The following is a 25,731-nucleotide window of genomic DNA, read 5'->3' as shown; positions in this document are numbered from 1 at the left end:
AGAGATATCATTCCGTTTATTCATGCTGTGCATTGCTGGCAATAAGAAACAAGAACCAAGGACCGCCCATGCTGAATAAACGCTACTTGCCATCGATCGCTGCGTTGCAGTGCTTCGAAGCCGTCACCCGGCACTTGAGCTTCACCCGGGCCGCCGAAGAGTTGAACCTGACCCAAAGCGCCGTGAGCAAACAGGTCGCGCAACTCGAAGAGCTGTTGCAACACTTGCTGTTTCGCCGGGTGCGCCGCCGCCTGCAGATGACGCCGGCCGGTGATCTGTATCTGGTTGAGGTGCGAAAAATCCTCACGCAGGTCGAGATGTCGACCCATTATCTGCGTTCCTACGGTGGCGAAACAGAAGTCCTGCGGGTTTCGACGCCCCCCACCTTCGGCGCGCGCTGGCTGGTGCCGCGCCTGAAAGGTTGGCGCCTGCGGCACCCGTCGATCCACCTCGACCTGTGCAGCGAGCAGGAAGCCGACGACCTGCTGCAAGGTCGCAGCGACCTGGCGTTCTACTTCGGCCAGGGCTCGCGGCCCGGCACCGAATGCCTGAAGCTGTTCGGCGAAGAGCTTGTTCCTGTATGTGCCCCCGGCAGCCTGCCGGACATGCCATTTACCGATCCGACGCAACTGACCGACCTGGTCCTGCTGCAAAACGCTTCCCGCCCCCAGGCCTGGCATGACTGGTTCGACCACCAGGGTTACCACACCGAGCACAGCTACCACGGCCCGCGTTTCGAAACCTTTTATATGTGCATCCGCGCCGCCCAGGTTGGCTGCGGCGTGGCGCTGTTACCACGGTTTCTGGTGGAAGAGGAACTGGCCGACGGCAAGCTGGTCATTCCCTGGCAGCATGCAATGCCCAGCAGCGATGCCTATTACCTTGCGTACCCGGAGCACTCGGCGGAAGTGCCCAAGGTGCGGGACTTTGTGAAGTGGATGCTGGAGCAGATCGATAGCCCGGAGATCTCGCAAATCTAGGGTTAACGCTGTACCTGTGGGAGCGGGCTTGCTCGCGAAGACTGAGTGTCAGGCAACATCATTGTTGGATGTGAAACCGCTTTCGCGAGCAAGCCCGCTCCCACAGGGATCTGTTGTGATCCAAGAAATCGCTGGCAATCCTGCCCATTGATATGCGCCACTAGCGCCATTGATCAATACCGCTGCAACGCTGGAGATTCCCGTTATGAGCGAGAGTGTGTTTGCCGATCGCATCGTGCAGAACCTGCTCGACACCGACTTCTACAAACTGACGATGATGCAGGCGGTGCTGCACAACTACCCGAACGTCGAAGTCGAATGGGAGTTTCGTTGCCGTAACAGCGAGGACTTGCGCCCCTACCTGGCGGAAATCCGTTTCCAGATCGAGCGTCTGGCCGAACTGAGCCTGAGCGCCGATCAATTGAGCTTTCTGGAGCGCATCAGCTTCCTGAAGCCGGATTTCCTGCGTTTTCTCGGGTTGTTCCGCTTCAACCTGCGCTACATCCACACCGGTATCGAAAACGGTCAGCTGTTTATCCGCCTGCGGGGCCCCTGGCTGCATGTGATCCTGTTCGAAGTGCCGCTGCTGGCGCTGGTCAGCGAGGTGCGCAACCGCTATCGCTACCGCGAAGTCGTGCTGGAGCGGGCCCGCGAGCAGCTCTACCGCAAGTTCGACTGGCTGAGCGCCAACGCCAGCAGTGATGAATTGTCCGAATTGCAGGTGGCCGATTTCGGCACCCGTCGTCGCTTCTCGTATCGCGTGCAGGAAGAAGTGGTGAATGTGCTCAAGCACGATTTCCCCGGACGCTTCGTCGGCACCAGCAACGTGCATCTGTCCCGTGAGCTGGACATGAAACCGCTGGGCACCATGGCCCACGAATGGATCATGGCGCACCAGCAACTCGGCCCACGGCTGATTGACAGCCAGATCGCCGCACTCGATTGCTGGGTTCGCGAATACCGTGGGCTGCTGGGGATCGCACTGACCGACTGCATCACCATGGATGCCTTCCTCGGCGATTTCGATCTGTTTTTCGCCAAGCTTTTCGACGGATTGCGCCACGACTCGGGCGATCCGGTGGTCTGGGCGGAAAAAGCCATTGCCCACTATCACAAGCTCGGCATCGACCCGATGAGCAAGACGCTGACCTTCTCCGACAGCCTGACCCTGCCCAAGGCCCTGGAGATATTCCGGGTGCTGCGCGGTCGGATCAATGTCAGCTTCGGCATCGGCACCAACCTGACCTGTGATATTCCGGGTGTCGAACCGATGAGCATCGTGCTTAAAATGACCGCCTGCAACGACCAGCCGGTGGCGAAGGTCTCCGACGAGCCTGGCAAGACGCACTGCAAAGACCCGAATTTCGTCGCTTACTTGCGACACGTTTTCCAGGTTCCTGCCGCCCTTTCAAGTACATCAAGCAAGGAGTGAATTCATGCAAGCCGTACAGCGTGAGATTGCTGAACAGCTCAAGGTCCAGCCGCCATTCGCCGACGAGGCCGCCCTCGAGGCTGAAGTCGCCCGGCGGGTGACTTTCATTCAGGACTGCCTGGTCAATTCCGGGCTCAAGACCCTGGTATTGGGCATCAGTGGCGGTGTCGACTCCCTGACCGCTGGCCTGCTGGCCCAACGTGCCGTCCGTGAACTGCGCCAGCGCAGCGGTGATGCCGCCTACAAATTCATCGCCGTGCGCCTGCCCTACGAAACCCAGTTCGATGAGCACGACGCCCAGGCTTCGGTGGACTTCATCAAGCCGGACGAGCGCCACACCGTGAACATCGGCCCGGCGGTCAAATCCCTGGCCAATGAAGTGGCGGCCTTTGAAGGCAAACATGCGGTGTCGGTGGATTTCGTGCTCGGCAACACCAAGGCGCGCATGCGCATGGTCGCCCAGTACACCATCGCCGGCGCGACCCATGGCCTGGTGATCGGCACCGATCACGCGGCGGAAGCGGTGATGGGTTTCTTCACCAAGTTCGGTGACGGCGCCTGCGACCTGGCGCCACTGAGTGGCCTGGTGAAAAACCAGGTCCGCGCCATCGCCCGCAGCTTTGGCGCGCCGGAGTCGCTGGTGGAGAAAGTCCCGACCGCCGACCTTGAAGACCTGTCGCCCGGCAAACCGGACGAAGCCTCCCACGGTGTGACCTACGCGGAGATCGATGCGTTCCTGCACGGCAACCCGGTGCGCGAGGAAGCATTCAGGATCATTTGCGACACCTACAACAAGACCCATCACAAGCGTGTGATGCCGTTTGCGCCTTGAGGCGTGAGTGAATGAAAAAGCCCGCTGAAGTGTTGAGCTTCAGCGGGCTTTTTCTTTGGCCAAAACATGCGTTGATGCTTCTGGCCCCTTCGCGGGCAAGCCCGCTCCCACTGGGACAACTCCGTACCTGTGGGAGCGGGCTTGCCCGCGAAGAACGATAACGCGGTACGTCGGCTTACTTCAGGGTCACGGTACCTTTCATCATCGAGATGTGGCCCGGGAACGAGCAGAAGAAACCGTATTTTTCAGCGGCGTCGAGCTTCGACACGTCGAAGGTCACCGAGTCGGTTTCATTGGCGCCGATGATCTTGGTGTGGGCGATCACGCGGGCGTCGCCTTCCTTCAGGTAGTTCTTGTCGATGCCGGCGCTCAGGCCGTCGGTGGCGATCGGCTGCATGTCGGCTTCTTTACTCAGCACCCAGTTATGGCCCATGACGTTCTTCGGCAAGCTGCCGGAGTGCTTGAGCTCCACGGTAAACGTCTTGCAGCTCTTGTCGATTTCAATGGCCTTTGTGTCGAAAGACATCTGGTCGGTGGAGTCGACGGTGACTTTGCACTCTGCAGCCATCAATTGGCTGCTGGCCAGTGTCAACAGGGATACCGCAACAAGTTTGGCAAACATGGTGAATCTCCAAGGCAGGGTTAGCAGAAATGCGAATGGACAGAAGACTGCCTGAAAACTTCGCAAGTTCATATGACTTGAATCAAAAATTGTATACAACTTTCGGGCTATAGGCACGATGCAAACAATCTACCGGCCAAGCGTCTGGCCCGGCCTTATCATCAGGCCGTCCCCTCCTCTCTCCCCAAAAAAAGCCGGAGCACTGATCATGTCCATCAACAGCCTGTTGTGCAGTTTGCTCGCCGCCTACGCCTGCGGCGCCAGCGGTACGTACGAAACGCCGAAACACGAAGTCTAGTCCTTGGAGTGCCGTGCGCCTGCCTTTACTCTGTGGCCCTGATCGACCAAGGAGCAAGGCATGTCTTTAACATCCGTTTGTGTTTTTTGTGGTGCCAGCACCGGCACCAACCCGGCTTACCGTGAAGCCGCCGTGGCTCTTGGCCGGGCTTTGGCCGAACGCAAGCTGACCCTGGTGTACGGCGGTGGCGCCGTGGGCCTGATGGGAGTTGTCGCCGATGCGGCCCTGGCGGCCGGCGGTGAAGTGATCGGCATCATCCCGCAAAGCCTCAAGGACAAGGAAATCGGCCACAGCGGCCTGACTCGCCTGGAAGTCGTCGATGGCATGCACGCGCGCAAGGCCCGGATGGCCGAGCTCAGCGATGCCTTTATCGCGCTGCCCGGAGGCCTTGGCACCCTCGAGGAACTGTTCGAAGTCTGGACCTGGGGCCAGCTCGGCTACCACGGCAAACCGTTGGGTTTGCTGGAAGTGAACGGTTTCTACAGCAAATTGACGTCTTTTCTCGATCACATCGTCGGCGAAGGCTTCGTTCGCGGGCAGCACCGTGACATGCTGCAAGTGAGCGAATCGCCGCAAACCCTGCTCGATGCCCTGGATGCCTGGCAACCGTCCATAGCGCCAAAATGGGCCGAGCAAAAACCCAGCTAACGGCCCGGCACCGATACAGGGCAGAATATGCGCCGCTCAACCTCACCTTCGACCCCAGAGGATCGCCCATGGCCAAACCTAATTATTCCTTCGCCAAACGTCAGAGAGACTTGGCCAAGGAGCAGAAGAAAGAGGAAAAGCTTCAGCGCAAGAAAGCTTCAGCTGAAGACGCTGCCCTGAACCCTGAGGGTGAAGTGGCTGCAGAAGATGATGTTGATGCACCGAAAGACTCGGCGCCCGACGCCTGAGAACCTCCGGGCCGGTTGATCTGATCCGGTCCACCGGATCTGTGTCCCGTGTAGGAGCGAGCTTGCTCGCGAAGATATCGAAGACAGCGCGTTTTTCCAGACAGGACGCGTCATCGTTGACGTCCATCGCGAGCAAGCTCGCTCCTGCAGGGTGGATCGTTGTTATTCCAGTGGCATCACCGTTACCCGAACTTCCGGGTCGTGGTTTCCTCCTCCCAGTATTACCCCCCGCAACGGCGACACATCGGAAAAATCCCGGCCCCAGGCCAGGGTGATGTGCTCCAGTGCCGGTTGCACATTGTTGGTCGGGTCGAAATCCACCCAACCCAGCACCGGGCAAAACACCGATACCCAGGCGTGGGACGCATCGGCACCGATCAGCCGTGGCTGCCCCGGCGGTGGCTGGGTCAGCAAGTAACCGCTGATGTACCGCGCCGCCAATCCACGGGAGCGCACGCAAGCGAGCATCAGGTGAGCGAAGTCCTGACAGACCCCGCGTCGGCGCTCCAGCACTTCCACCAGCGGCGTGGCCACCTGGGTCGCTTCGGCATCGAAGGTGAACTCGCTGAAGATTTTCTCCATCAGCGCACGCACGCCAAGCAGCAGCGGTCGACCCGGCGGGAAGCAACTTTCGGAAAACTCCACGAAGTTTTTCTTCAAATGCACATACGGTGATTCATAGCGGTATCGGCAGGCCTCCAGCAATTGAGGCGACAGCGGTTGGCTGCTGTAGGTCAGCGCGCTTCGTGTGCTTTCCCATGCCGGAGACCGACTGAAGTCCAGCGCAGGTCGGGGCAACACTTCGATCGTGAGGCTGGCGTTGACCAGCAGTTCATCGTGGGGACGCTCGAATGCCAGCCGGGTCAGCGGGTTGCCGAATACATCCAGTTCATCGCGACGCGAGGTCGGCTGCGGACTGATCTGCAATTGCCGGTCGGTGCAGCGCTGCCAGTCACAAGGCCGCGGCCACAAATGCGCCAGTTGCTGGGCCAGGGACACCGGGCTGTCGTAGTGATAATGGGTGTCGTGGAAAATCTGGTAGTGAGCGCTCATCAGACGGACACCGTGCGCTGGCTGACATCGTCGACATGGGCGAAATGCCGCAGCGCCAGGCGATCGGAAACCTGCCCGCTGGCGTCGGCGATCTCTTGCAGCAGCGCGGCCAGTCCCTCGATGGCGGCGCGAACACTCGCGTCGCCGAACAGCGGGTTTTCCAGGCAGCCCAGATCGAATCGCGCCAGACGCTCGACCAATTGCGGCAGTGCGGCTTCGCGCGGCACCCCAAAGTCATCATTGAGGCGCTTGAGGGTGCGGGTCACCAGTTTCAACTGGAACAACACGGCGTGAGGGTTCTGCTCGTCGAGCAACAACAGGTCGAGCACCGGGATCAATTGCGCTACCGCCAGGTAGCGAGAACGGTAGGTGATACTGCTGTTGCCCAGTTCCAGCAACCACTCCAGCCCGGCCTGATCGAAAGCCCCGGCGCCCCGCAGGAACGCCGCCAGGCTGCCGCTGAGAAATTGCAGTCGCTCGATCCGCCGGCCAATCATCAGGAAGCGCCAGCCTTCGTCCCGGGTCATGTCGTCCAGGGCAAAACCGGACAGCGCCGCCAGGGACATCACCAGACGGTTGAGGAAATCCAGCAACTCGCCGAAATCCGGCTCTTCGGTTTCCAGCTCCATGGCTTCACGCTGCAATTCCACCAGCGCCTGCCAGTTTTCCCGCGAGAGCTTGCCGCGCACCTGCGAAGCCGCCCACTGCAAGCGTTGCAGGTTGGAACGCAGGCTGAACGGCCAGTCATCGCCGAGCAGCGCCGCCAACAGGCGCTCCGGCAATTCGCCCTCATCAGGCAGCAGCATCAGCCGCTCGCCGAGATCCACTGCCGCCTGCAGGGCTTGCGGGTCGTCGCCATCGACGTAGCGCGCCAGCATGATGCGCAGCAAACGGGCACTGTCGTCGCAACGTTCGCAGTAACGACCAAACCAGAACAGGTTTTCCACCACCCGCGATGGCAGGTACGGATCGCGCCGCACCAGGTCATGCACACCGATATTGCGCTGGGCCTTCCATTGTTCGCCGCTGGGCGCACGATCGCCCAGCACCCAGGTGTCTTTACTGGCGCCACCGCGCTGCATCGACACCACTTCGGCATCGGCTTGCGCGGCGACCCGGGTCAAGCCACCGGGCAGCACCCGATATCCCTCGCGGCTGGCGACTGCATACACACGCATGCCGATGGCACGGGGTTGCAACTGACCGTCTTCGGCTTGCCAGACCGGCGCCTGGGACAATTGCGCAAGTTCTTGCGCCACATAAGCGTATGGCCGTGCCTGCATGCGCTCGGCGAGCTCCTGACGCTGTTTTTCACTCAAGTCACGGCCAAATACCGGTACAAAGCTCTGGGACGGAAACGCCGGCTTGATCAGCAGCTCCGGCAGTTTTTCCAGGGCCTGGGCCAATACCGGCGCTTCGCCGCACCACCAGGTGGCGATGGACGGCAGGATCAGTTCTTCGCCGAACAGGAATTGATTGATCTTCGGCAGGAAACCCAACAGACCTGGCGACTCCAGCACTCCGCTGCCCAGAGCGTTGGCCACCAATACCCGCCCCTGCCGCACAGCCTCAAGCAGCCCCGGCACACCCAGGGCCGAGTCGGTACGCAGCTCCAGCGGGTCGCAGAAATCATCGTCAAGTCGGCGCATGATCGCGTGGACCCGACGCAGGCCGCTCAGGGTCTTCAGGTAGACCGTGGCGTCGCGCACCGTCAGGTCGCCGCCCTCCACCAGTGGGTAGCCGAGCTGACGAGCGAGGTACAGATGTTCAAAATAGCTTTCGTTGAAACGCCCCGGCGTCAGCAGCACGACCAACGGCGCGTCACCGTCACTCGGGGCCTGACGAGCCAACGTTTCCTGCAAGGTGCGGAAGAACCCGGCCAGGTGCTGCACTTTCAGATCGCGGTACAACTCGGGAAAGGCCCGGGACACAATCGTGCGGTTTTCCAGCGCATACCCGGCACCCGAAGGCGCCTGGGTACGATCCGCCGTGACCCACCAGCGGCCATCGGGCGTGCGCGCCAGATCCACGGCATACAGATGCAGAAAGGCTCCGTCAGGGGGGCGGATGCCCTGACAGGGCCAAAGGAAATTGTTGTGACCGAACACCAGTTCCGCCGGCAGCAACCCCTCGGCAATCAGGCGCTGCGGGCCGTACAGGTCAGCCAGCACGGCATTGAGCAAACTGGCCCGTTGCGCGATGCCGGCCGCCAGGCGCTCCCACTCATCATTAGCGATGATATGCGGCAGCAGGTCCAGCTCCCATGGCCGGTCAGCGCCCTTGGGATCGGCATAAACGTTATAGGTCACGCCGTTTTCCTGAATCTGCCGGGTCAGCAGGGCCTGACGCTGCACCAATTGCGCCGGCGTGCTGCGTTGCAACTGCTCGAACAGCCGGCGCCAGTGCGGGCGCACGGCACCACTGTCGTCGAGCAGTTCATGATAGGTGCCCGCTGTCAGCGGGTAGCGGTCTAGCAGGTCAGGCATGGAAAACTCGGCAGACAGCAGTGAACGGTCAGACTAACGCAGGCTCGTGACGCCCGGATATACGAAAAATCCGAGCGTCGCGCACGGTTCAGAAACGTCGCAAATCGAGCGTCATCGGTAGCTCGTCGTTAATTTCAAGATTGGGTACAGGCAGTTTTCCCGGCGTGTGTCCGATGCGAAAGAAACGCGCCATGCGCCGGCTCTCGGCCTCGTTGGCATTGACCGGCAAGCTGTCGTAATTGCGCCCGCCCGGATGAGCGACGTGGTACTGGCAGCCGCCCAGCGATCGCTGCATCCAGGTATCGAGCAGGTCAAACACCAGCGGCGCATGGACCGGGATGGTCGGTTGCAGGCAGTTGGCCGGTTGCCAGGCTCGAAAACGCACACCGGCCACGAACTCGCCGACCCGCCCCGTGGGCTGCAATGGCACCGGGATGCCATTACAGGTCAGCAGATAACGCTGGGGCGGCAAGCCGCTGAGCTTGACCTGCAAACGCTCCAGCGACGAATCCACGTAACGCACCGTACCGCCCATGGCGCCCTCCTCCCCCAGTACGTGCCAAGGCTCGAGCGCCTGGCGCAGTTCCAGCGCAATACCACTGACGGCGTAATCGCCAACCTTGGGAAAACGGAACTCCAGATGCGCGGCGAACCATTCGGCCCGCACCGGATAACCGGCGGCGTTGAGGTCGACGATGACATCGGCGAAGTCTTGCTCGATAAAGTGCGGCAACAGGAAGCGATCGTGCAGCTCCGTGCCCCAGCGCGCCAGCTTCTGCGGTGCATAGGGCTCGCGCCAGAACCGCGCCACCAGCGCCCGCAGCAACAATTGTTGCGCCAGGCTCATGCGGGCATGGGGTGGCATCTCGAACGCACGCAGCTCCAGCAATCCGAGGCGTCCGGTGGCACCGTCCGGCGAATAGAGCTTGTCGATGCAGAACTCGGCGCGGTGGGTGTTGCCCGTTACATCGATCAGCAGGTTGCGCAGCAGTCGATCCACCCGCCATGGCGGGCACTCCTCGCCCGCTTCAGGCATTTGTGCGAAGGCAATTTCCAGTTCGTACAAGGCATCGTTGCGTGCTTCATCGACCCGCGGCGCCTGGGACGTCGGCCCGATGAACAATCCGGAAAACAGGTAGGACAGCGACGGATGGTTGTGCCAGTAGCTGATCAGGCTGCGCAGCAGATCCGGGCGACGCAGAAACGGCGAGTCCCCCGGGGTCGCGCCACCCAGCACGAAATGGTTACCACCACCCGTGCCAGTGTGCCGGCCGTCGATCATGAATTTTTCGGTGGTCAGCCGAGTCTGGCGCGCTTCTTCGTAGAGGAATTCGGTGCGTTCGACCAATTCATCCCAGGTCGCGGAGGGCTGCACGTTGACCTCGATCACCCCCGGATCCGGCGTGATACGGAAGTTGCTCAGGCGTGGATCGTTCGGCGGCTCATAGCCCTCCAGCAATACCGGGCACATCAGCTCTTCAGCGGTGGCTTCGATGGCCGCCACCAGTTCGAGGTAATCCTCGACCCGCTCCAGCGGTGGCATGAACAGGTACAAACGGCCTTCCCGCGCCTCGGCGCAGAACGCCGTGCGGGTCAGCCAGTCGGCGGATTCGTCGAGCTTCGGTGCGCGCTCCTGCACCTCGGCAGTCTCGTCCTGGCTTTGCAGTTGCGCGGTGTCGGGCAGCGGCGGGAAATCCTGATTCGGGTCTTGCGGATGAATAAACGGGTACTCCGCCGCTTTTACCCAGGGCTGTGAGCCCAGCGGCAAGCGATACCCCAGCGGCGAATCCCCCGGCACTAGTCGGCAGTGCTCGTCGCGCAGATACCAGCGCCCGCTCTGCCACTGATCGCCCTTGGCGGTGCGTGCCAGCGGCAGGACCTGGCCGATGACCTTGTCCAGGCCTTGACTGAAGACCTTGCGCAGACGCGCACGCTCCAGTGGTTCTTCCAGACGCGAGTCCTCAGCGCTCACGTTCTGCGGCAGCATCCCTTCGCGCCAGAGGTAATAGAAATTGTCTTCGTAGGCCGCAAACACAAAGCGGGTCGGAATCTTCAGGCGTTCGGCGACGCTCGCCAGAAAACGCCCGGCCAGTGCGCCATCGGCACCGTAGTCTTCCTGCTCATCGGCGATCAGCGCGCTGTTGTGCCAGATTGGCACGCCGTCACGGCGCCAATAGCAATTGAGCGACCAGCGCGGCAGTTGCTCGCCGGGGTACCACTTGCCCTGCCCAAAATGCACCAGCCCCTTGGGCGCGTAGTGTTTGCGCAGGCGCTGGAACAGTTCGGCGGACAGCCGCCGTTTATCCGGCCCCAGTGCCGCGGTGTTCCACTCGGCGCCATCCGGGTCATCAATAGACACAAAGGTCGGCTCGCCGCCCATGGTCAGGCGCACATCGCCTTCCAGCAAATCGGCATCGATCTGTCGACCCAGGGCTTGAATCGCCAGCCATTGGTCATCGGTGTAGGGCTTGGTGACCCGTGGTGCTTCCCAAATCCGCTCCACGGACATTTCGTGGCTGAATTCGCACTCGCACGGTTCCACCAGGCCACTGATCGGCGCCGCAGAGGACGGATCGGGACTACAGGCCAACGGAATATGGCCTTCACCGGCAAACAGCCCGGAGGTCGCATCCAGGCCGATCCAGCCGGCACCGGGCAAGTACACCTCGCACCAGGCGTGCAGATCGGTGAAATCCACTTCGGTGCCGGACGGACCGTCGAGACTTTTAACGTCGGCGGTCAGTTGAATCAGATAACCCGACACGAAACGCGCCGCCAGCCCCAGGTTGCGCAACAGTTGCACCAGCAACCAGGCGGAATCGCGGCAGGAACCGGAGGCCTGTTCGAGGGTGTGTTCCGGTGTTTGTACGCCGGGTTCCATGCGGATCAGGTAGTCGATGTCTTCGCTCAGGCGCTGGTTGAGCGCGACGAGAAAATCCACGGCAGGCAACGGCGTGCGCTCGATGCCGTCCAGATAGGCCTTGAACTTCGGCGTCAGAGGCAGGGTTTCCAGGTACGGCGCCAGCTCCTTGCGTTCGTCAGCGGCATAGGTGAAAGGGATTTTCTCCGCGTAGGGCTCAAGGAAGAAATCGAACGGATTGAAGATCGCCATCTCAGCCAGCAGGTCGACTTCGATCCGCAACTCTTCAGTCTTCTCCGGGAACACCAGCCGCGCCAGGTAGTTGCCTTGAGGGTCCTGTTGCCAGTTGATGAAGTGCTGCTCGGGCGAGACTTTCAGCGCATAGGACAGAATCCGCGTGCGGCTGTGAGCGGCGGGACGCAGGCGAACGATCTGCGGGCCGAGCTCGACAGCGCGGTCATAGCGGTAATGCGTGACATGGTGCAATGCGACATGAATCGACACGGCGTGCCTCCTGCGAGCCTTGAGCGTATGGGAAAGCGCGCAAGACTTATGCCATCCAGCAACGCTGGCGCTTTCTTCGGTTGCCTGAGGCAGTACAGCACCAAAATCGGGCGATGCGGGAAAATGGTTTGGCGCAGGTGCACGTAAATGTGGCAACCAGCCAGAAAATGGTTGGCTGTTCCGGCCTCTTCGCGGGCAAGCCCGCTCCCACAGTGATCTCTGTCATTCACAGATTCTGCATTCACAGAAAAACCTGTGGGAGCGGGCTTGGTCCGGGCGGCGATCCGACGAAGAGGCCAGTTGACCCAGCACGACTTCCGAGCGGACACCCTGGTTTTCCGAGGCTCAGAAACGCAAAACGCCAACCCGAAGGTTGGCGTTCTATTCAGCTCAAGCGCGACTTAGCGCGGTACGACCGGCTTGCGAGCCGGCTTCGGCCCCTTGCCCTTGGCCGCTTCCTTGCGCTCCTTGGCCGCCTGCTGGTTGCGGGCGAACGCCGCCGCCTTGGCCTGTTCGCGCTTGTCCCACGGATTGCCGCCATCGCTGGCACGCGGTGGCAGGCCCGTGTGCTGGGTGAGGATCTTGGTGGTCTTTTCCTTGGCCACTTTATGGCTGCCGGCCGGCGTCGAATTCTTGCGACGGGCGCTCTGGTAGCTGTCGGTCGACGGCTGGTGCAAAGGAATCAACTGGTTCTTGCCCGGCCCGATCAGGTCGGCGCGGCCCATGCGGGTCAGTGCCTCACGCAGCATCGGCCAGCCTTTTGGGTCGTGATAACGCAAGAACGCCTTGTGCAGTCGACGCTGCTCTTCGCTCTTGACGATAGTCACCGCGTCACTCTTGTAGGTGACCTTGCGCAGCGGGTTCTTGCCCGAGTGGTACATCGCGGTGGCGGTGGCCATCGGCGACGGGTAGAACGCCTGCACCTGGTCGGCACGGAAGCCGTTGCCCTTGAGCCACAGCGCCAGGTTCATCATGTCTTCGTCGGTGGTGCCCGGGTGGGCGGCGATGAAGTACGGAATCAGATACTGCTCTTTCCCGGCTTCCTTCGAATACTTCTCGAACATGCGCTTGAACTTGTCATAGCTGCCGATGCCCGGTTTCATCATCTGGTTGAGCGGACCTTCCTCGGTGTGTTCCGGGGCGATCTTCAGGTAGCCACCGACGTGGTGGGTCACCAGCTCCTTGACGTACTCCGGCGACTCGACCGCCAGGTCATAACGCAGGCCGGAAGCGATCAGGATCTTCTTCACCCCCGGCAACTCACGGGCACTGCGGTATAGCTGGATCAGCGCCGAGTGGTCGGTGTTCAGGTTCGGGCAGATGCCAGGGAACACGCACGATGGCTTGCGGCACGCGGATTCGATTTCCGGGCTCTTGCACGCGATGCGGTACATGTTCGCGGTCGGGCCGCCGAGGTCGGAGATAACACCGGTAAAACCCGGGACCTTGTCGCGAATCTCTTCGATTTCGCGAATGATCGACTCGTGGGAACGGTTCTGGATGATCCGGCCTTCGTGCTCGGTGATCGAGCAGAAGGTGCAACCACCGAAGCAGCCACGCATGATGTTCACCGAGAAACGGATCATTTCGTAGGCCGGGATCTTTTCCTTGCCGTACGCCGGGTGCGGAATGCGCTGATAAGGCATGCCGAACACGTAGTCCATTTCTTCGGTGGTCATCGGAATCGGTGGAGGGTTGAACCAGACGTCCACTTCGCCGTGCTTCTGGACCAAGGCGCGGGCGTTGCCCGGGTTGGTCTCCAGGTGCAACACGCGGTTGGCGTGGGCGTAGAGCACCGCATCGTTGCGGACCTTTTCCACCGACGGCAAACGGATAACGGTCTTGTCGCGGGTCATGCGCGGGCTGGCCAGGATCTGCACGACCTTGGCTTCCTGCGGATCTTCGACCGGTCCCTTCTCCTGCTCGATGGCGCAGGCAGCGGTGTCCTGGGTGTTGACGTACGGGTTGATGATCTTGTCGATCTTGCCCGGACGGTCGATGCGCGTGGAATCGACTTCGTACCAGCCTTGCGGCGTGTCACGACGGATGAACGCTGTGCCGCGCACGTCGGTGATGTCTTCGATCTTGTGACCGTAGGACAGACGCTGGGCGACCTCGACGATGGCCCGCTCGGCGTTGCCGTACAGCAGGATGTCGGCGCTGGCGTCGATCAGGATCGAGTTGCGCACACGGTCCTGCCAGTAATCGTAATGCGCGATGCGGCGCAGGGACGCTTCGATGCCGCCGAGCACGATCGGCACGTGCTTGTAGGCTTCCTTGCAGCGCTGGCTGTAAACCAGGCTGGCGCGGTCCGGACGCTTGCCGGCCAGGCCACCCGGCGTGTAGGCATCGTCGGAACGGATTTTCTTGTCGGCGGTGTAGCGGTTGATCATCGAGTCCATGTTGCCGGCCGCGACACCGAAGAACAGGTTCGGCTCGCCGAGCTTCATGAAGTCGTCTTTGGACTGCCAGTTCGGCTGGGCAATGATCCCGACGCGGAAGCCCTGGGACTCCAGCAGCCGGCCGATGATCGCCATGCCGAACGACGGGTGGTCGACATAGGCATCACCGGTGACGATGATGATGTCGCAGGAATCCCAGCCGAGCTGATCCATCTCCTCCCTGCTCATGGGCAGGAACGGCGCTGGCCCGAAACATTCGGCCCAGTACTTGGGATAGTCAAATAACGGCTTGGCTGCTTGCATGTCGATAACCGGTGTTGGCTTTCATTGAATTTCGCGGGCGCGGAATATAGCACAAATTTTGACCAATTCCGACGGCCATGGTCGGAAATTGGTGGAAGCTCTGGCACACACAACCTATGTGGCGAGGGAGCTTGCTCCCGTTCGACTGCGAAGCAGTCGCAAAACCAGCAAATGCGGTATGCCGGAATCAATACCGTCGCAGGTATTGGGGCTGCTGCGCAGCCCAGCGGGAGCAAGCTCCCTCGCCACAGGGGCCCTGCATCAACCGTTATTCGTCATCGTCAAAGTTGTAGCTGCCCGGCGCCAGGTTCTCGAATCGAGTGTACTTACCAATGAAGGCCAGGCGGATAAAGCCGATCGGGCCGTTCCGCTGCTTGCCGATGATGATCTCGGCAATGCCCTTGTGCTCGGTTTCCGGGTGATACACCTCGTCGCGATAAACGAACATGATCACGTCGGCGTCCTGCTCGATCGCTCCGGATTCCCGCAAGTCGGAGTTCACCGGGCGCTTGTTCGGCCGCTGCTCCAGGGAACGGTTGAGCTGCGAGAGCGCCACCACAGGGCAGTTGAATTCCTTGGCCAGGGCTTTCAGGGATCGGGAGATCTCGGAAATCTCGTTGGTCCGGTTGTCACCGCTGGAGCCCGGGATCTGCATCAATTGCAGGTAGTCGATCATGATCAGGCCGACATCGCCGTGTTCACGCACCAGGCGGCGGGTCCGGGCGCGCATTTCCGACGGGCTGATGCCGGCGGTATCGTCGATGAACAACTTGCGGTCGTTGAGCAGGTTGACCGCCGAGGTCAGGCGCGGCCAGTCGTCATCTTCCAGCTGGCCGGAACGGACCTTGGTCTGGTCGATGCGCCCCAGGGACGACAACATACGCATGATCAGCGATTCGCCAGGCATCTCGAGGGAGTAAACCAGAACAGCCTTCTCGCTGCGCAACACGGCGTTTTCCACCAGGTTCATCGCAAAGGTGGTTTTACCCATGGACGGACGGCCGGCGACGATGATCAGGTCGGCCGGTTGCAGGCCGCTGGTCTTCTCGTCGAGATCGGTGTAGCCGGTGGACAGGCCGGTGATCGCGTTATCGGTGTTGAACAGGGTGTCGATGCGGTCGATGGCCTTGGTCAGCAGTTCGTTCACACCCACCGGGCCGCCGGTTTTTGGCCGGGCCTCGGCGATCTGGAAGATCTGTCGTTCCGCTTCATCGAGGATTTCTTCAGCCGTGCGACCTTCAGGGTTGAAGGCGCTGTCGGCGATTTCGGTGCTGATGCCGATCAACTGGCGCAAAGTCGCACGCTGGCGGACGATCTGCGCATAAGCCTTGATGTTGGCGACGGACGGCGTGTTTTTCGCCAACTCACCGAGGTAACCGAGACCGCCGACTTGCGAGGTCTGACCTTCCTTGTCCAGTTGTTCGGACAGGGTCACGACGTCGATCGGCATGTTCTGATCGGCCAGCTTGGCAATCGCGCGGAAGATCAGGCGATGGTCATGTCGATAGAAATCGCCGTCGGAGACTTGATCAAGCACGCGTTCCCAGGCGTTGTTGTCCAGCATCAGACCACCGAGCACGGCCTGTTCGGCCTCGATGGAGTGCGGCGGCACCTTCAGGGCGGCGGTTTGCAGATCGTATTGCTCGGGAGCGGAGATATCGTTCATGGCCACTTGTGTTTTGGGTGATGAAAAGCAGGGGGTTCAGAAAGACAAAGGGCACGACCTGTAAACAGGATCGTGCCCGATGTTACCGGCAAGCACACGAGGGTGCCAGCCGACAAGTGCTGCTTAAGCTGCTACCACGACAACGCGTACGGTGGCTTCAACTTCGGCGTGCAGGTGCACGGCTACGTCGAATTCGCCTACGTTGCGGATGGTGCCGTTCGGCAGACGAACTTCGCTCTTCTGCACTTCAACGCCGGAGGCGGTCAGTGCGTCAGCGATGTCGTGAGTACCGATCGAACCGAACAGCTTGCCTTCGTCGCCAGCGGTGGCAGTGATGGTCACTTCCAGCTCGGCCAGTTGGGCAGCGCGGCTTTCAGCCGATGCTTTGCGATCTGCTGCAGCTTTTTCCAGCTCGGCACGACGCTCTTCGAACGCAGCCAGGTTGGCTGGGGTCGCAGCGGTAGCTTTGCCGTAAGGCAGCAGGTAGTTACGACCGTAACCAGCCTTAACGTTCACTTTGTCACCCAGGTTGCCCAGGTTGGTGACTTTTTCCAGAAGGATCAGTTGCATGTGAAAATCCTCTTAACTTTTAACCTTCACCGTTCGCGTTATCGGCATCTTTCGGTGCCGAACGACCGCGAAAATCAATCAGGCTGTCGACGATGGCCAGGACCACCAGCAACGGATAGATCAGCTGCATGAACAGCAACAGCGTCACGTACAACCCCACCAGCCAGAATCTGGCCAGTCGCTTCTGCGCCACCAACCCGTGAATCAGGGCCAGCCCGGCGAACACCAGCGGTACGCTGCACAACGGCGTCAACATGGCCATCTGCGAGCCGATATTCGGCCCCAGAAGCATGCACGCCAGCAGCAACATCGCCGGCAACAGCGGGAAGCGGATGGCGCGAAACTCGCGACCAAAACCGCCCGGGTTGTACAACAACGCCTGCCAGTAGCGCCCGACAAGCAGGCTCAGCAAGCTGACGATTTGCAACAACGCCGCAATCAGGCCGGTCAGGACCGGTGCAATCAGGGACGCGAAACGCGCTTGTTCGTCTACCGACATCTTCTGGTAGACATCACCGAGTAGCGACGGCATGACTTTGATCAAAGCCTGCGCCAGCATCTCGATCTGGGGAGCAAAAGCTGTCCCCAACACCACTGAAAACACCACTCCCATCGCTATGCTGACCAGCAGCACGCGGTTCCAGGACTCGCTTGCGCGCAAAACCAACGCAAGGCTCGCAGACCCCAGCAGCACCAGAAGTGCCCGTGGGTCGTCGGAGTACAGCCACCAGACCAATGCCGGCAGCAGTCCCAGAGCAAGAACGCCGAGGGCGTCCCTCAATCCGCGCCGCAGGAGCACAAGGCATCCGGCGGCAGCACCCAACCAATACAACAACGGCATCGCCGCGCATCCAGCCACTACTAGAGTGGCCTGCATACGGCCGCGCATGATGAACTCAGCTATGGCCCGCATGCATTCAATCCTTTGCTACGAGTCGACTGCCCGGTCTCAGCGGCCGTGGCTGTCGGTGTAGGCCAGCAGGGCCAGGAAGCGGGCGCGCTTGATAGCGGTGGCCAGCTGACGCTGATAACGAGCTTTGGTACCGGTGATGCGGCTTGGAACGATTTTGCCGGTCTCGGATACGTAGGCTTTCAGAGTGTTGAGATCTTTGTAATCGATCTCTTTCACGTCTTCAGCGGTGAAGCGGCAGAATTTACGACGACGGAAGAAACGTGCCATTTGATAGGCTCCTTAAAAGGTCCGTGGATTACTCGTCAGCGTTATCGCTGTTGTCGCTGTCATCACTGTCAACGCTTTCAGCGCCTTCGTGCTCAGGACGGTCGCGACGCTCACGGCGCTCACTGCGGTTTTCTTCAGCCTTGAGCATCTCGGACTGGCCGGTAACGGCTTCGTCGCGACGGATGACCAGGTTACGGATCACTGCATCGTTGTAGCGGAAGTTGTCTTCCAGCTCGGCCAGGGCCTTGCCAGTGCACTCAACGTTCAGCATCACGTAGTGAGCCTTGTGAACATTGTTGATTGCGTAGGCCAGTTGACGACGGCCCCAATCTTCCAGACGGTGGATTTTGCCGCCGTCTTCTTCGATCAGCTTGGTGTAACGCTCAACCATGCCGCCGACTTGCTCGCTTTGATCCGGGTGGACCAAAAAGATGATTTCGTAATGACGCATGAATGCTCCTTACGGGTTGTAGCCTGCCGCTCAAAAGCGGTCAGACAAGGAGTGAATGACACTTATGGACTTGCGTGGGTAAGGCACATGAATGCCTGCCGTCACAGCAAGGGGCGCAATTGTAGAGAAGGGGCGAGGGAGGTGCAAGGTAATTGGTGATTATTTGAACAGCCCTCGACACCAAAAAGCACTGTAGGAGCGAGCTTGCTCGCGAAGGTCGTCAACGATAACGCGGGGAAGCTGATGCCCCGCGGTGATCTTGAGTCCTTCGCGAGCAGGCTCGCTCCTACAGAGGATCGTGCGCTAATCAGGTTTTCTTGGCGGCCGCCGCAGCTTTCGCACCACGCTGACGCTGCGCTTCGAACAGGCACACGCCAGTCGCTACCGACACGTTGAGACTGCTGACGCTGCCGGCCATCGGCAGATGCACCAGGTAGTCACAATGCTCGCGGGTCAGGCGACGCATGCCCTTGCCTTCGGCACCCATGATCAGGATGGTCGGGCCGGTGAGATCCTGGTCATAAAGACTGACCTCGGCCTCCCCTGCCGTACCGACAACCCACAAGCCGCGCTGCTGGAGTTTTTCCAGGGTGCGCGCCAGGTTGGTCACGGCAACCAGCGGAATCACTTCCGCCGCACCGCAGGCAACCTTTCGCACTACCGGTGTCAGGGTCGCTGACTTGTCCTTCGGCACGATCACCGCCAGTGCACCCGCCGCATCGGCAGAACGCAGGCAGGCGCCGAGGTTGTGCGGATCGGTCACGCCATCGAGCACCAGCAACAACGGCGCGCCTTCGGTGCGATCGAGCAGCTCGTCGAGCATCGCCTCGCCCCAGACCTGGCTAGGACTTACGTCCGCCACCACGCCCTGGTGTACGCCTTCAACCCAGGCATCCATTTCACGACGCTCGGCCTGACCGACCTGGACACGGTTTTCGTTGGCCAGTTCGATCAACGCCTGCACCCGCGGATCACCGCGGCCTTCGGCCAGCCAGATCTGCTTTACGCGTTTCGGGTGGTGACGCAACAACGCTTCTACAGCGTGTACGCCGTAGATCTTTTCCAACTGACTCATGGCTTGGCCTTAGGTTTACGCGCCCCGCCAGTCTTGGCTGGAGCCGAGCCCGCTTTTGGCGGACCTTTACGATGTTTGCTCGGTTTGGCTGGTTTGCCGCCGACTGCCTTGTCAGGCGCCGACCGGCTGGTCTTTCCCCCAGACGCCGCTTTACCGCCGCTTTTCGCACCGGCCAGCAACGCCTGCTTCATTTCACGACTCTTGCGCACTTCGGCGTTTTTCGCCGCTGCATCGCTTGGGCGATAGGCCTCGACAGCCTTTTCCTTGGCAGGACGACGACCGGTTTTCGCCGGGGCCGGTTCTGCGACTGTTTTTGTAGAGAGGGCCGCAGGGGCTGCCGCTTCGGTACCACGCTTTTTGCGGCCGATCGGCGCACTGATGGTTTTTTCGGCCATCTCGAAGTCGATCTTGCGTTCGTCGAGGTCGACGCGCATGACCCGCACTTCCACAGTGTCACCCAGGCGGAAACTGCGACCGGTACGCTCACCGGCCAGGCGGTGGTGCACAGGATCGAAGTGGTAGTAATCGCCCGGCAGCGCGGTGACGTGCACCAGGCCTTCGACATAAATGTCTGTAAGCTCGACGAACAGACCAAAACCGGTCACCGCGGTGATCACGCCCGGGAACGATTCGCCCACGCGATCCTTCATGAACTCGCACTTGAGCCAGTTCACCACGTCGCGGGTCGCTTCGTCGGCACGGCGCTCGCTCATCGAGCACTGCTCGCCGAGCTGCTCCAGGGCCGCCTCGTCGTACGGATAGATGCGCGCCTTCGGAATGGTCATCGCACCGGCACGACGAACGTGCGGGGTGTCCTGCTTCGAATGGATCACGCTGCGAATCGCCCGGTGCGTGAGCAAGTCCGGGTAGCGGCGGATCGGCGAAGTGAAGTGCGTGTACGCCTCGTAATTCAGGCCGAAGTGGCCCTGGTTATCGGCGCTGTACACCGCCTGGCTCAACGAACGCAGCATGACGGTCTGGATCAGGTGGAAATCCGGACGATCCTTGATACCGGCCAGCAGTGCCTGGTAATCCTTCGGCGATGGACCATCCTTGCCTTTGTGCAGGGACAAGCCGAGTTCGCCGAGGAAGGCGCGCAGCTTTTCCAGACGCTCCGGTGGCGGACCATCGTGAACGCGATACAGCGCCGGGATTTCGTGCTTTTTCAGGAACTCGGCGGTAGCCACGTTGGCCGCCAGCATGCATTCCTCGATCAGCTTGTGCGCATCGTTGCGCACGGTCGGACGGATTTCGGCGATTTTGCGCTCGGAGCCGAAGATGATCCGGGTTTCCTGGGTTTCGAAATCGATCGCGCCACGCACATGACGAGCGGCCAGCAATACCTTGTACAGCGAGTAGAGCTGCTTGAGGTGCGGCACCACGTCGGTGTATTCACCGCGAAGCTTGCGCGCCTCGGTGGCTTTCGGCGTTTCCAGCATCGCGCTGACCTTGTTGTAGGTCAGGCGGGCATGGGAGTGGATCACCGCTTCGTAGAAGCAGTAGTCGGTCATCTCGCCGGATTTGGAGATGGTCATCTCGCAAACCATGGCCAGGCGATCGACTTGCGGGTTCAGCGAGCACAAACCGTTGGACAGCTGCTCAGGCAGCATCGGAATCACGCGCTCGGGGAAGTACACCGAGTTGCCGCGAACCTGCGCCTCGGCATCCAGCGCCGAACCGAGCTTCACGTAACTGGATACGTCGGCAATCGCCACGTACAGCTTCCAGCCGCCGGAGAACAGGCGCAGCTTGCCCGGACGGGCTTCGCAGTAGACCGCGTCATCGAAGTCGCGGGCATCTTCGCCGTCGATGGTGACGAACGGCAGATGACGCAGGTCGATGCGCTTCTCTTTGTCTTTCTCTTCGACTTCCGGCTTGAGCTTGCCGGCTTCCTTGAGCACGGCCTCAGGCCAGACGTGAGGAATGTCATAGGTACGCAGGGCAACGTCGATCTCCATGCCCGGCGCCATGTAGTTGCCCACGACCTCAACCACGTCGCCTTGCGGCTGGAAGCGTGGCGTCGGCCAGTGAGTGATCTTCACTTCGACGAACTGACCGATCTGCGCGTTGGCGTTACGACCCGGCGTGACCAGCACTTCCTGCTGGATCTTCGGGTTGTCGGCAACGACGAAACCGATACCGCCTTCTTCGAAGTAGCGGCCAACGATGGTTTCGTGAGCGCGGGACACCACTTCGACGATCATGCCTTCGCGGCGACCACGACGATCCAGACCGGATACACGGGCCAGGGCACGGTCACCGTCGAACACCAGACGCATCTGCGCCGGGCTCATGAACAGGTCGTCACTGCCGTCGTCCGGCACCAGGAAGCCGAAGCCGTCGCGGTGACCGCTGATGCGGCCCAGGATCAGGTCGAGCTTGTCCACCGGCGCATAAGTGCCGCGACGGGTATAGATGAGTTGAGCATCGCGCTCCATGGCGCGCAGGCGGCGGCGCAGGGCTTCGATCTGGTCTTCCGTGGTCAGACCAAACTCTTCGACCAGTTGCTCGCGGTTAGCAGGCGAACCTCGATCAGCAAGGTGCTGAAGGATCAGTTCGCGGCTAGGAATGGGGTTTTCATATTTTTCCGCTTCACGAGCGGCCTCGGGATCGAGGGACTGCCAATCGGCCATTAGAGAGTTTTCACCTTGTCTATATGCGGGTTAGTTTGGCATAGGCGTAATGAAACGGGAAATTTCAAGCTAAGACGACCCATCTAAAGCCCTGTATCGACACCTCAAAGCTGAATTGCAGACCGCTGGTGAATTTTTTCAGGTTTTTTTGAGGCCGGGGGTTTACAGTTAAAAAGACGCTCCGTATAGTGCGCGCCATCGACGACGCAGACGTTGCCGATAATGCCCAGATGGTGAAATTGGTAGACACGCCAGCTTCAGGTGCTGGTGACCTTACGGTCGTGGAAGTTCGAGTCTTCTTCTGGGCACCAATTTCGAGCTTGAGATTAGATCAATTTCAAGGCTCACACAAAAACCCGCGAGAGCGGGTTTTTGCATCTTGGACCCCTGGTTTATTAATTTTAAAAGCAGGGGTTTACAGATCAAAACGCTCTCCGTATAGGGCGCCACATCAACAGCGGCAACGCTGAAGATGAATGCCCAGATGGTGAAATTGGTAGACACGCCAGCTTCAGGTGCTGGTGGCCTTACGGCCGTGGAAGTTCGAGTCTTCTTCTGGGCACCAATTCAAATTCAAGGTTACGACCTTGAATTTCACAGAAACCCGCGAAAGCGGGTTTTTGCGTTTCTGACTTCTGAAAAATAACACACCCCCCTCTGTAGGAGCGAGCTTGCTCGCGATGCACTCGAAGGTGGCACCGGTTAGCAGACAGAACGCGTCATCGTTCACGCCCATCGCGAGCAAGCTCGCTCCTACAGGATTTATCGGCGCATTTGAGAAACAATATCGTTTATCATTGTTGCAAGTTTTTGCAATGCGACCGTGAGGAACCCTGCGAATGATGTTTCGAAATACCCTGCGCCGCGGCCTGACCATTTCCCTGCTCGGCCTGGCACTCGCCACTCCCCTCACCCAAGCCGCCGACCCGGTTGCCCTGACGCTCTACAACGGCCAACACAAAGAAGTCGGCGACGCAGTCGCCAAAGCCTTCGAAACCAAGACCGGCATTCACGTCAATGTGCGCAAAGGCAGCAGCAATCAGCTCGCCAGTCAGATCGTCGAAGAGGGCGATCGCTCCCCCGCCGACGTCATCTACACCGAAGAATCGCCGCCCCTGAACAAACTCGGCGAACAAGGCCTGCTGGCCAGGGCGGATGACGCCACGCTGGCCGTCCTGCCCAAGGAATACGTGGCCGGCAGCGGCACCTGGATTGGCGTGACTGCCCGGGTGCGTGTTGTGGCCTACAACCCCAAACTGGTTGATGAAAAAGACCTGCCAAAGTCGGTGATGGAATTCTCCAACCCCAAATGGCAAGGCAAAGTCGGCTTCGTGCCCAGCAGTGGTGCCTTCCAGGAACAGGCCGTTGCGATCATCAAGGTGCACGGCATGGACGCCGCCGAAGAATGGCTGACCGGCCTGCGCGCATTCGGTAAAACCTACAGCAACAACATGGTCGCGCTCAAAGCCGTGGAAAATGGCGAAGTGGCCACCGTACTGGCCAACAACTACTACTGGTTTGCCTTGCAGCGCGAAAAAGGCCAGCTCGATTCAAAACTGCATTATTTCACCGGCGGCGACGTCGGCGGACTGATCACCGTTTCCAGTGCAGCGGTGCTGAAATCCAGCAAACACCCGAAAGAAGCACAGCAATTGCTCGCCTACATGGCCAGCGAGGAAGGCCAGCGCGTGATCACCCAGACCACCGCCGAATACCCGCTACACAAAGGTATGGAATCTGATCGCGGGCTCAAGCCATTCAGCGAGCTGGAAGCACCGAAAGTCACGCCAGCCGACCTGGGCAATGCCGAAGAAGCCCTGGACCTGGAACGTGACGTTGGCCTGAACTGATGAGCGCATCGCTTTCCGCACATGACGGGTACGTGCCACGGCGCAAGCGGCCGTCGATCTGGCTGGTCCTGCCGGTTTTGCTACTGGTGGTGCTCAGCCTGCTGCCGTTGGCCTATGTCGGGCTCAAGGCCTGGCAAGCAGGCTGGGCCGAGGCGCTGCATTTGCTGTGGCGCCCCTATGTGTTCGGGTTGCTGCGCAACACCCTGGCGCTGATGGTCGGCGTGACGCTGGCCTGCGGCGTGATCGGCCTGTCGCTGGCGTGGTTGCTGGAGCGCAGCAATCTGCCAGGCCGGCGCCTGTGGGGCGTGATTCTGTGCCTGCCGTTCGCGGTACCGGCGTTTGTCAGCAGCTTCACCTGGGTTTCATTGAGCGCGCATTTCGAAGGGCTCGGTGGGGCAATTCTGGTGATGACACTCTCCAAATACCCGCTGATTTTCCTGCCGGTGGCGGCGACCCTGCGTAATCTCGACCCATCACTGGAAGAGTCTGCGCGCACACTGGGACAGAACCGCTGGGGCGTATTCTTCAAGGTCACCCTACCCCTGCTCTGGCCGTCGCTGCTCGCCGGTTCTTTGCTGATTGCCCTGCACATGCTGGTGGAATTCGGCGCGCTGTCGATCATCGGCCTGCAAACCTTCACCACGGCGATCTATCAACAGTTCGAGCTGGAGTTCAGCAATGCCAACGCGGCGATGCTCTCCGCCGTACTGCTGATGCTGTGCCTGGCGCTACTGTGGCTGGAACTGCGCGTGCGCGGCAAGGGTCGACACGTGCGTACCGGCCAGGGTGCGGCTCGACACGCGGAACAGGTTCAACTGGGGCCGTTGGCGATGGCGGGACAGCTTTATTGCCTGCTGCTGGCAATCATTGGCAGCGGGATTCCGCTGGGCATGCTGGCCTACTGGTTGGCGGTGGGATCATCGGCAGCCTTTCCCGTGGCGGCAATCGTCGAAGCATTGCTGTCATCCCTTGCCCTGTCTCTGGGCGGCGCAGCGTTATGCCTGGTGTTGGCAGTGCCCGTCGGATTGTTGGTAGTGCGCTACAAAGGCCAACTGGCGATATGGGCCGAGCGCTTGCCGTATTTGCTGCACGCCCTGCCAGGGCTGGTCATTGCCCTGACCCTGGTGCATTTCGCCCTGCACTACGTGCCGATGCTTTACCAGACTTCGGCATTGCTGCTGATCGCCTACGCCCTGCTATTTCTGCCGCTGGCCCAGGCACCGATCCGCACCGCCCTGAACAAGGCGGCGCCGCAACTTGAGGAGGCAGCTCGCACACTCGGAGCCTCGTCATTCAGTGCTTTCTGCCGAGTGACGCTGCCGATTATCTTTCCGGCACTGGGCGCGGCTTTTGCGCTGGTGTTCCTGGACGCGATGAAGGAACTGACGGCGACACTGCTGCTGAGCCCGACCGGACTCAATACCCTGGCGACGGAGGTGTGGGCGCATACCGCGAATGTGGAGTTTGCGGCGGCGGCGCCTTATGCGGCGTTGTTGATATTGGTGTCGGGGTTGCCGGTCTATCTGCTGACGACGCGGATGTATCTGAGTCGCTGAAACTGCTATCGCGAGCAGGCTCGCTCCCACAGGAGAACGCATTCAAATGTGGGAGCGAGCCTGCTCGCGATGAGGCCGGATG

19 protein-coding genes and 2 tRNA genes are annotated in these 25,731 nt (G+C 60.6%); 9 read left to right on the top strand and 12 right to left on the bottom strand.

Features of this window, described 5'->3' with window-relative positions; all coding sequences use genetic code 11:
- Window positions 1-68 precede the first annotated feature (68 nt).
- From RS887_RS12465 to nadE, 3 genes are all read left to right on the top strand, one after another.
- Window positions 69-980 carry a LysR family transcriptional regulator gene (locus RS887_RS12465; RefSeq protein WP_322615624.1) on the top strand — a complete coding sequence of 304 codons (912 nt, stop codon included), beginning with the start codon at window positions 69-71 and terminating at the stop codon, window positions 978-980.
- Between the two features lie 205 nt (window positions 981-1,185).
- Window positions 1,186-2,412 carry a nicotinate phosphoribosyltransferase gene (gene pncB, locus RS887_RS12460; RefSeq protein ID WP_322615623.1) on the top strand — a complete coding sequence of 409 codons (1,227 nt, stop codon included), beginning with the start codon at window positions 1,186-1,188 and terminating at the stop codon, window positions 2,410-2,412.
- Between the two features lie 4 nt (window positions 2,413-2,416).
- Window positions 2,417-3,244, top strand: a complete 828-nt coding sequence (gene nadE, locus RS887_RS12455) for an ammonia-dependent NAD(+) synthetase (RefSeq protein WP_057397747.1) — start codon at window positions 2,417-2,419, stop codon at window positions 3,242-3,244.
- Window positions 3,245-3,419: 175 nt separating this feature from the next.
- Here nadE and azu read toward each other — a convergent pair whose 3' ends face one another.
- Window positions 3,420-3,866 carry an azurin gene (gene azu, locus RS887_RS12450; RefSeq protein WP_008016873.1) on the bottom strand — a complete coding sequence of 149 codons (447 nt, stop codon included), beginning with the start codon at window positions 3,864-3,866 and terminating at the stop codon, window positions 3,420-3,422.
- Window positions 3,867-4,224: 358 nt separating this feature from the next.
- On the opposite strand from azu, the gene RS887_RS12445 reads away from it, so the two are divergent.
- Entirely contained in the window at window positions 4,225-4,812 is a 588-nt protein-coding gene (locus tag RS887_RS12445) for a TIGR00730 family Rossman fold protein (protein ID WP_322615622.1), read from the top strand.
- Window positions 4,813-4,880: 68 nt separating this feature from the next.
- A complete protein-coding gene (locus RS887_RS12440; RefSeq protein ID WP_322615621.1) occupies window positions 4,881-5,060 on the top strand; it encodes a hypothetical protein in 180 nt (59 codons plus the stop codon).
- Between the two features lie 162 nt (window positions 5,061-5,222).
- Here RS887_RS12440 and RS887_RS12435 read toward each other — a convergent pair whose 3' ends face one another.
- The 11 genes from RS887_RS12435 to rnr all read right to left on the bottom strand — a co-directional run bounded on the left by RS887_RS12435 (window position 5,223) and on the right by rnr (window position 22,243).
- Window positions 5,223-6,113 carry a transglutaminase family protein gene (locus tag RS887_RS12435; protein ID WP_322615620.1) on the bottom strand — a complete coding sequence of 297 codons (891 nt, stop codon included), beginning with the start codon at window positions 6,111-6,113 and terminating at the stop codon, window positions 5,223-5,225.
- The gene (locus RS887_RS12430; protein ID WP_322615619.1) at window positions 6,113-8,599 is read right to left on the bottom strand and encodes a circularly permuted type 2 ATP-grasp protein; all 2,487 of its coding nucleotides are present in this window, start codon (window positions 8,597-8,599) and stop codon (window positions 6,113-6,115) included. The genes RS887_RS12435 and RS887_RS12430 overlap by 1 nt, the downstream gene beginning before the upstream one ends.
- Window positions 8,600-8,687: 88 nt before the next feature.
- Window positions 8,688-11,963 carry a transglutaminase family protein gene (locus RS887_RS12425; protein ID WP_322615618.1) on the bottom strand — a complete coding sequence of 1,092 codons (3,276 nt, stop codon included), beginning with the start codon at window positions 11,961-11,963 and terminating at the stop codon, window positions 8,688-8,690.
- A gap of 401 nt (window positions 11,964-12,364) precedes the next feature.
- Window positions 12,365-14,668 (bottom strand): YgiQ family radical SAM protein, encoded by a 2,304-nt coding sequence (locus RS887_RS12420; protein WP_008016881.1) that lies wholly within the window; start codon window positions 14,666-14,668, stop codon window positions 12,365-12,367.
- Window positions 14,669-14,936: 268 nt separating this feature from the next.
- On the bottom strand, window positions 14,937-16,334 hold the full coding sequence (gene dnaB, locus RS887_RS12415; protein ID WP_008016882.1) for a replicative DNA helicase: 1,398 nt from the start codon (window positions 16,332-16,334) through the stop codon (window positions 14,937-14,939).
- A gap of 123 nt (window positions 16,335-16,457) precedes the next feature.
- Window positions 16,458-16,904 (bottom strand): 50S ribosomal protein L9, encoded by a 447-nt coding sequence (gene rplI, locus RS887_RS12410; protein WP_007973276.1) that lies wholly within the window; start codon window positions 16,902-16,904, stop codon window positions 16,458-16,460.
- 19 nt (window positions 16,905-16,923) lie between these two features.
- Entirely contained in the window at window positions 16,924-17,817 is an 894-nt protein-coding gene (locus tag RS887_RS12405) for a hypothetical protein (RefSeq protein WP_322615617.1), read from the bottom strand.
- Between the two features lie 36 nt (window positions 17,818-17,853).
- A complete protein-coding gene (rpsR, locus tag RS887_RS12400; protein ID WP_002551829.1) occupies window positions 17,854-18,084 on the bottom strand; it encodes a 30S ribosomal protein S18 in 231 nt (76 codons plus the stop codon).
- A gap of 28 nt (window positions 18,085-18,112) precedes the next feature.
- On the bottom strand, window positions 18,113-18,535 hold the full coding sequence (gene rpsF / locus RS887_RS12395; RefSeq protein ID WP_007982042.1) for a 30S ribosomal protein S6: 423 nt from the start codon (window positions 18,533-18,535) through the stop codon (window positions 18,113-18,115).
- Between the two features lie 307 nt (window positions 18,536-18,842).
- Complete coding sequence (gene rlmB / locus RS887_RS12385; RefSeq protein WP_322615616.1) at window positions 18,843-19,610, bottom strand: 23S rRNA (guanosine(2251)-2'-O)-methyltransferase RlmB; 768 nt, start codon at window positions 19,608-19,610, stop codon at window positions 18,843-18,845.
- A complete protein-coding gene (rnr, locus tag RS887_RS12380; protein WP_322615615.1) occupies window positions 19,607-22,243 on the bottom strand; it encodes a ribonuclease R in 2,637 nt (878 codons plus the stop codon). The genes rlmB and rnr overlap by 4 nt, the downstream gene beginning before the upstream one ends.
- 224 nt (window positions 22,244-22,467) lie before the next feature.
- Between rnr and RS887_RS12375 the strand changes: the two genes are divergently transcribed.
- The 4 genes from RS887_RS12375 to RS887_RS12360 all read left to right on the top strand — a co-directional run bounded on the left by RS887_RS12375 (window position 22,468) and on the right by RS887_RS12360 (window position 25,649).
- Window positions 22,468-22,554 (top strand) — tRNA-Leu (locus RS887_RS12375).
- A 167-nt stretch (window positions 22,555-22,721) separates the two neighbouring features.
- Window positions 22,722-22,808: transfer RNA gene (locus RS887_RS12370), tRNA-Leu, on the top strand.
- Between the two features lie 274 nt (window positions 22,809-23,082).
- The gene (locus RS887_RS12365) at window positions 23,083-24,093 is read left to right on the top strand and encodes an extracellular solute-binding protein (RefSeq protein ID WP_322615614.1); all 1,011 of its coding nucleotides are present in this window, start codon (window positions 23,083-23,085) and stop codon (window positions 24,091-24,093) included.
- On the top strand, window positions 24,093-25,649 hold the full coding sequence (locus RS887_RS12360; protein ID WP_322615613.1) for an iron ABC transporter permease: 1,557 nt from the start codon (window positions 24,093-24,095) through the stop codon (window positions 25,647-25,649). Before RS887_RS12365 ends, RS887_RS12360 begins: the two co-directional genes overlap by 1 nt.
- The last annotated feature ends 82 nt before the right edge of the window (window positions 25,650-25,731 follow it).

Origin of the sequence: Pseudomonas sp. BIC9C, assembly GCF_034541995.1 — a bacterium.
In the GTDB taxonomy this organism is placed as follows: Bacteria; Pseudomonadota; Gammaproteobacteria; order Pseudomonadales; family Pseudomonadaceae; genus Aquipseudomonas; species Aquipseudomonas fluorescens_CC.
Note: the sequence above shows the minus strand (reverse complement) of the source record. Positions and strands in the feature narration are given on the sequence as shown.

What these genes read in the sequence shown, in the direction of transcription:
- RS887_RS12465 (WP_322615624.1), top strand. Translation starts at nt 69, where the DNA reads ATGCTGAATAAACGCTACTTGCCATCGATCGCTGCGTTGCAGTGCTTC.
- pncB (WP_322615623.1), top strand. Translation starts at nt 1,186, where the DNA reads ATGAGCGAGAGTGTGTTTGCCGATCGCATCGTGCAGAACCTGCTCGAC.
- nadE (WP_057397747.1), top strand. Translation starts at nt 2,417, where the DNA reads ATGCAAGCCGTACAGCGTGAGATTGCTGAACAGCTCAAGGTCCAGCCG.
- azu (WP_008016873.1), bottom strand. Translation starts at nt 3,866, where the DNA reads ATGTTTGCCAAACTTGTTGCGGTATCCCTGTTGACACTGGCCAGCAGC.
- RS887_RS12445 (WP_322615622.1), top strand. Translation starts at nt 4,225, where the DNA reads ATGTCTTTAACATCCGTTTGTGTTTTTTGTGGTGCCAGCACCGGCACC.
- RS887_RS12440 (WP_322615621.1), top strand. Translation starts at nt 4,881, where the DNA reads ATGGCCAAACCTAATTATTCCTTCGCCAAACGTCAGAGAGACTTGGCC.
- RS887_RS12435 (WP_322615620.1), bottom strand. Translation starts at nt 6,113, where the DNA reads ATGAGCGCTCACTACCAGATTTTCCACGACACCCATTATCACTACGAC.
- RS887_RS12430 (WP_322615619.1), bottom strand. Translation starts at nt 8,599, where the DNA reads ATGCCTGACCTGCTAGACCGCTACCCGCTGACAGCGGGCACCTATCAT.
- RS887_RS12420 (WP_008016881.1), bottom strand. Translation starts at nt 14,668, where the DNA reads ATGCAAGCAGCCAAGCCGTTATTTGACTATCCCAAGTACTGGGCCGAA.
- dnaB (WP_008016882.1), bottom strand. Translation starts at nt 16,334, where the DNA reads ATGAACGATATCTCCGCTCCCGAGCAATACGATCTGCAAACCGCCGCC.
- rplI (WP_007973276.1), bottom strand. Translation starts at nt 16,904, where the DNA reads ATGCAACTGATCCTTCTGGAAAAAGTCACCAACCTGGGCAACCTGGGT.
- RS887_RS12405 (WP_322615617.1), bottom strand. Translation starts at nt 17,817, where the DNA reads ATGCGGGCCATAGCTGAGTTCATCATGCGCGGCCGTATGCAGGCCACT.
- rpsR (WP_002551829.1), bottom strand. Translation starts at nt 18,084, where the DNA reads ATGGCACGTTTCTTCCGTCGTCGTAAATTCTGCCGCTTCACCGCTGAA.
- rpsF (WP_007982042.1), bottom strand. Translation starts at nt 18,535, where the DNA reads ATGCGTCATTACGAAATCATCTTTTTGGTCCACCCGGATCAAAGCGAG.
- rlmB (WP_322615616.1), bottom strand. Translation starts at nt 19,610, where the DNA reads ATGAGTCAGTTGGAAAAGATCTACGGCGTACACGCTGTAGAAGCGTTG.
- rnr (WP_322615615.1), bottom strand. Translation starts at nt 22,243, where the DNA reads ATGGCCGATTGGCAGTCCCTCGATCCCGAGGCCGCTCGTGAAGCGGAA.
- RS887_RS12365 (WP_322615614.1), top strand. Translation starts at nt 23,083, where the DNA reads ATGATGTTTCGAAATACCCTGCGCCGCGGCCTGACCATTTCCCTGCTC.
- RS887_RS12360 (WP_322615613.1), top strand. Translation starts at nt 24,093, where the DNA reads ATGAGCGCATCGCTTTCCGCACATGACGGGTACGTGCCACGGCGCAAG.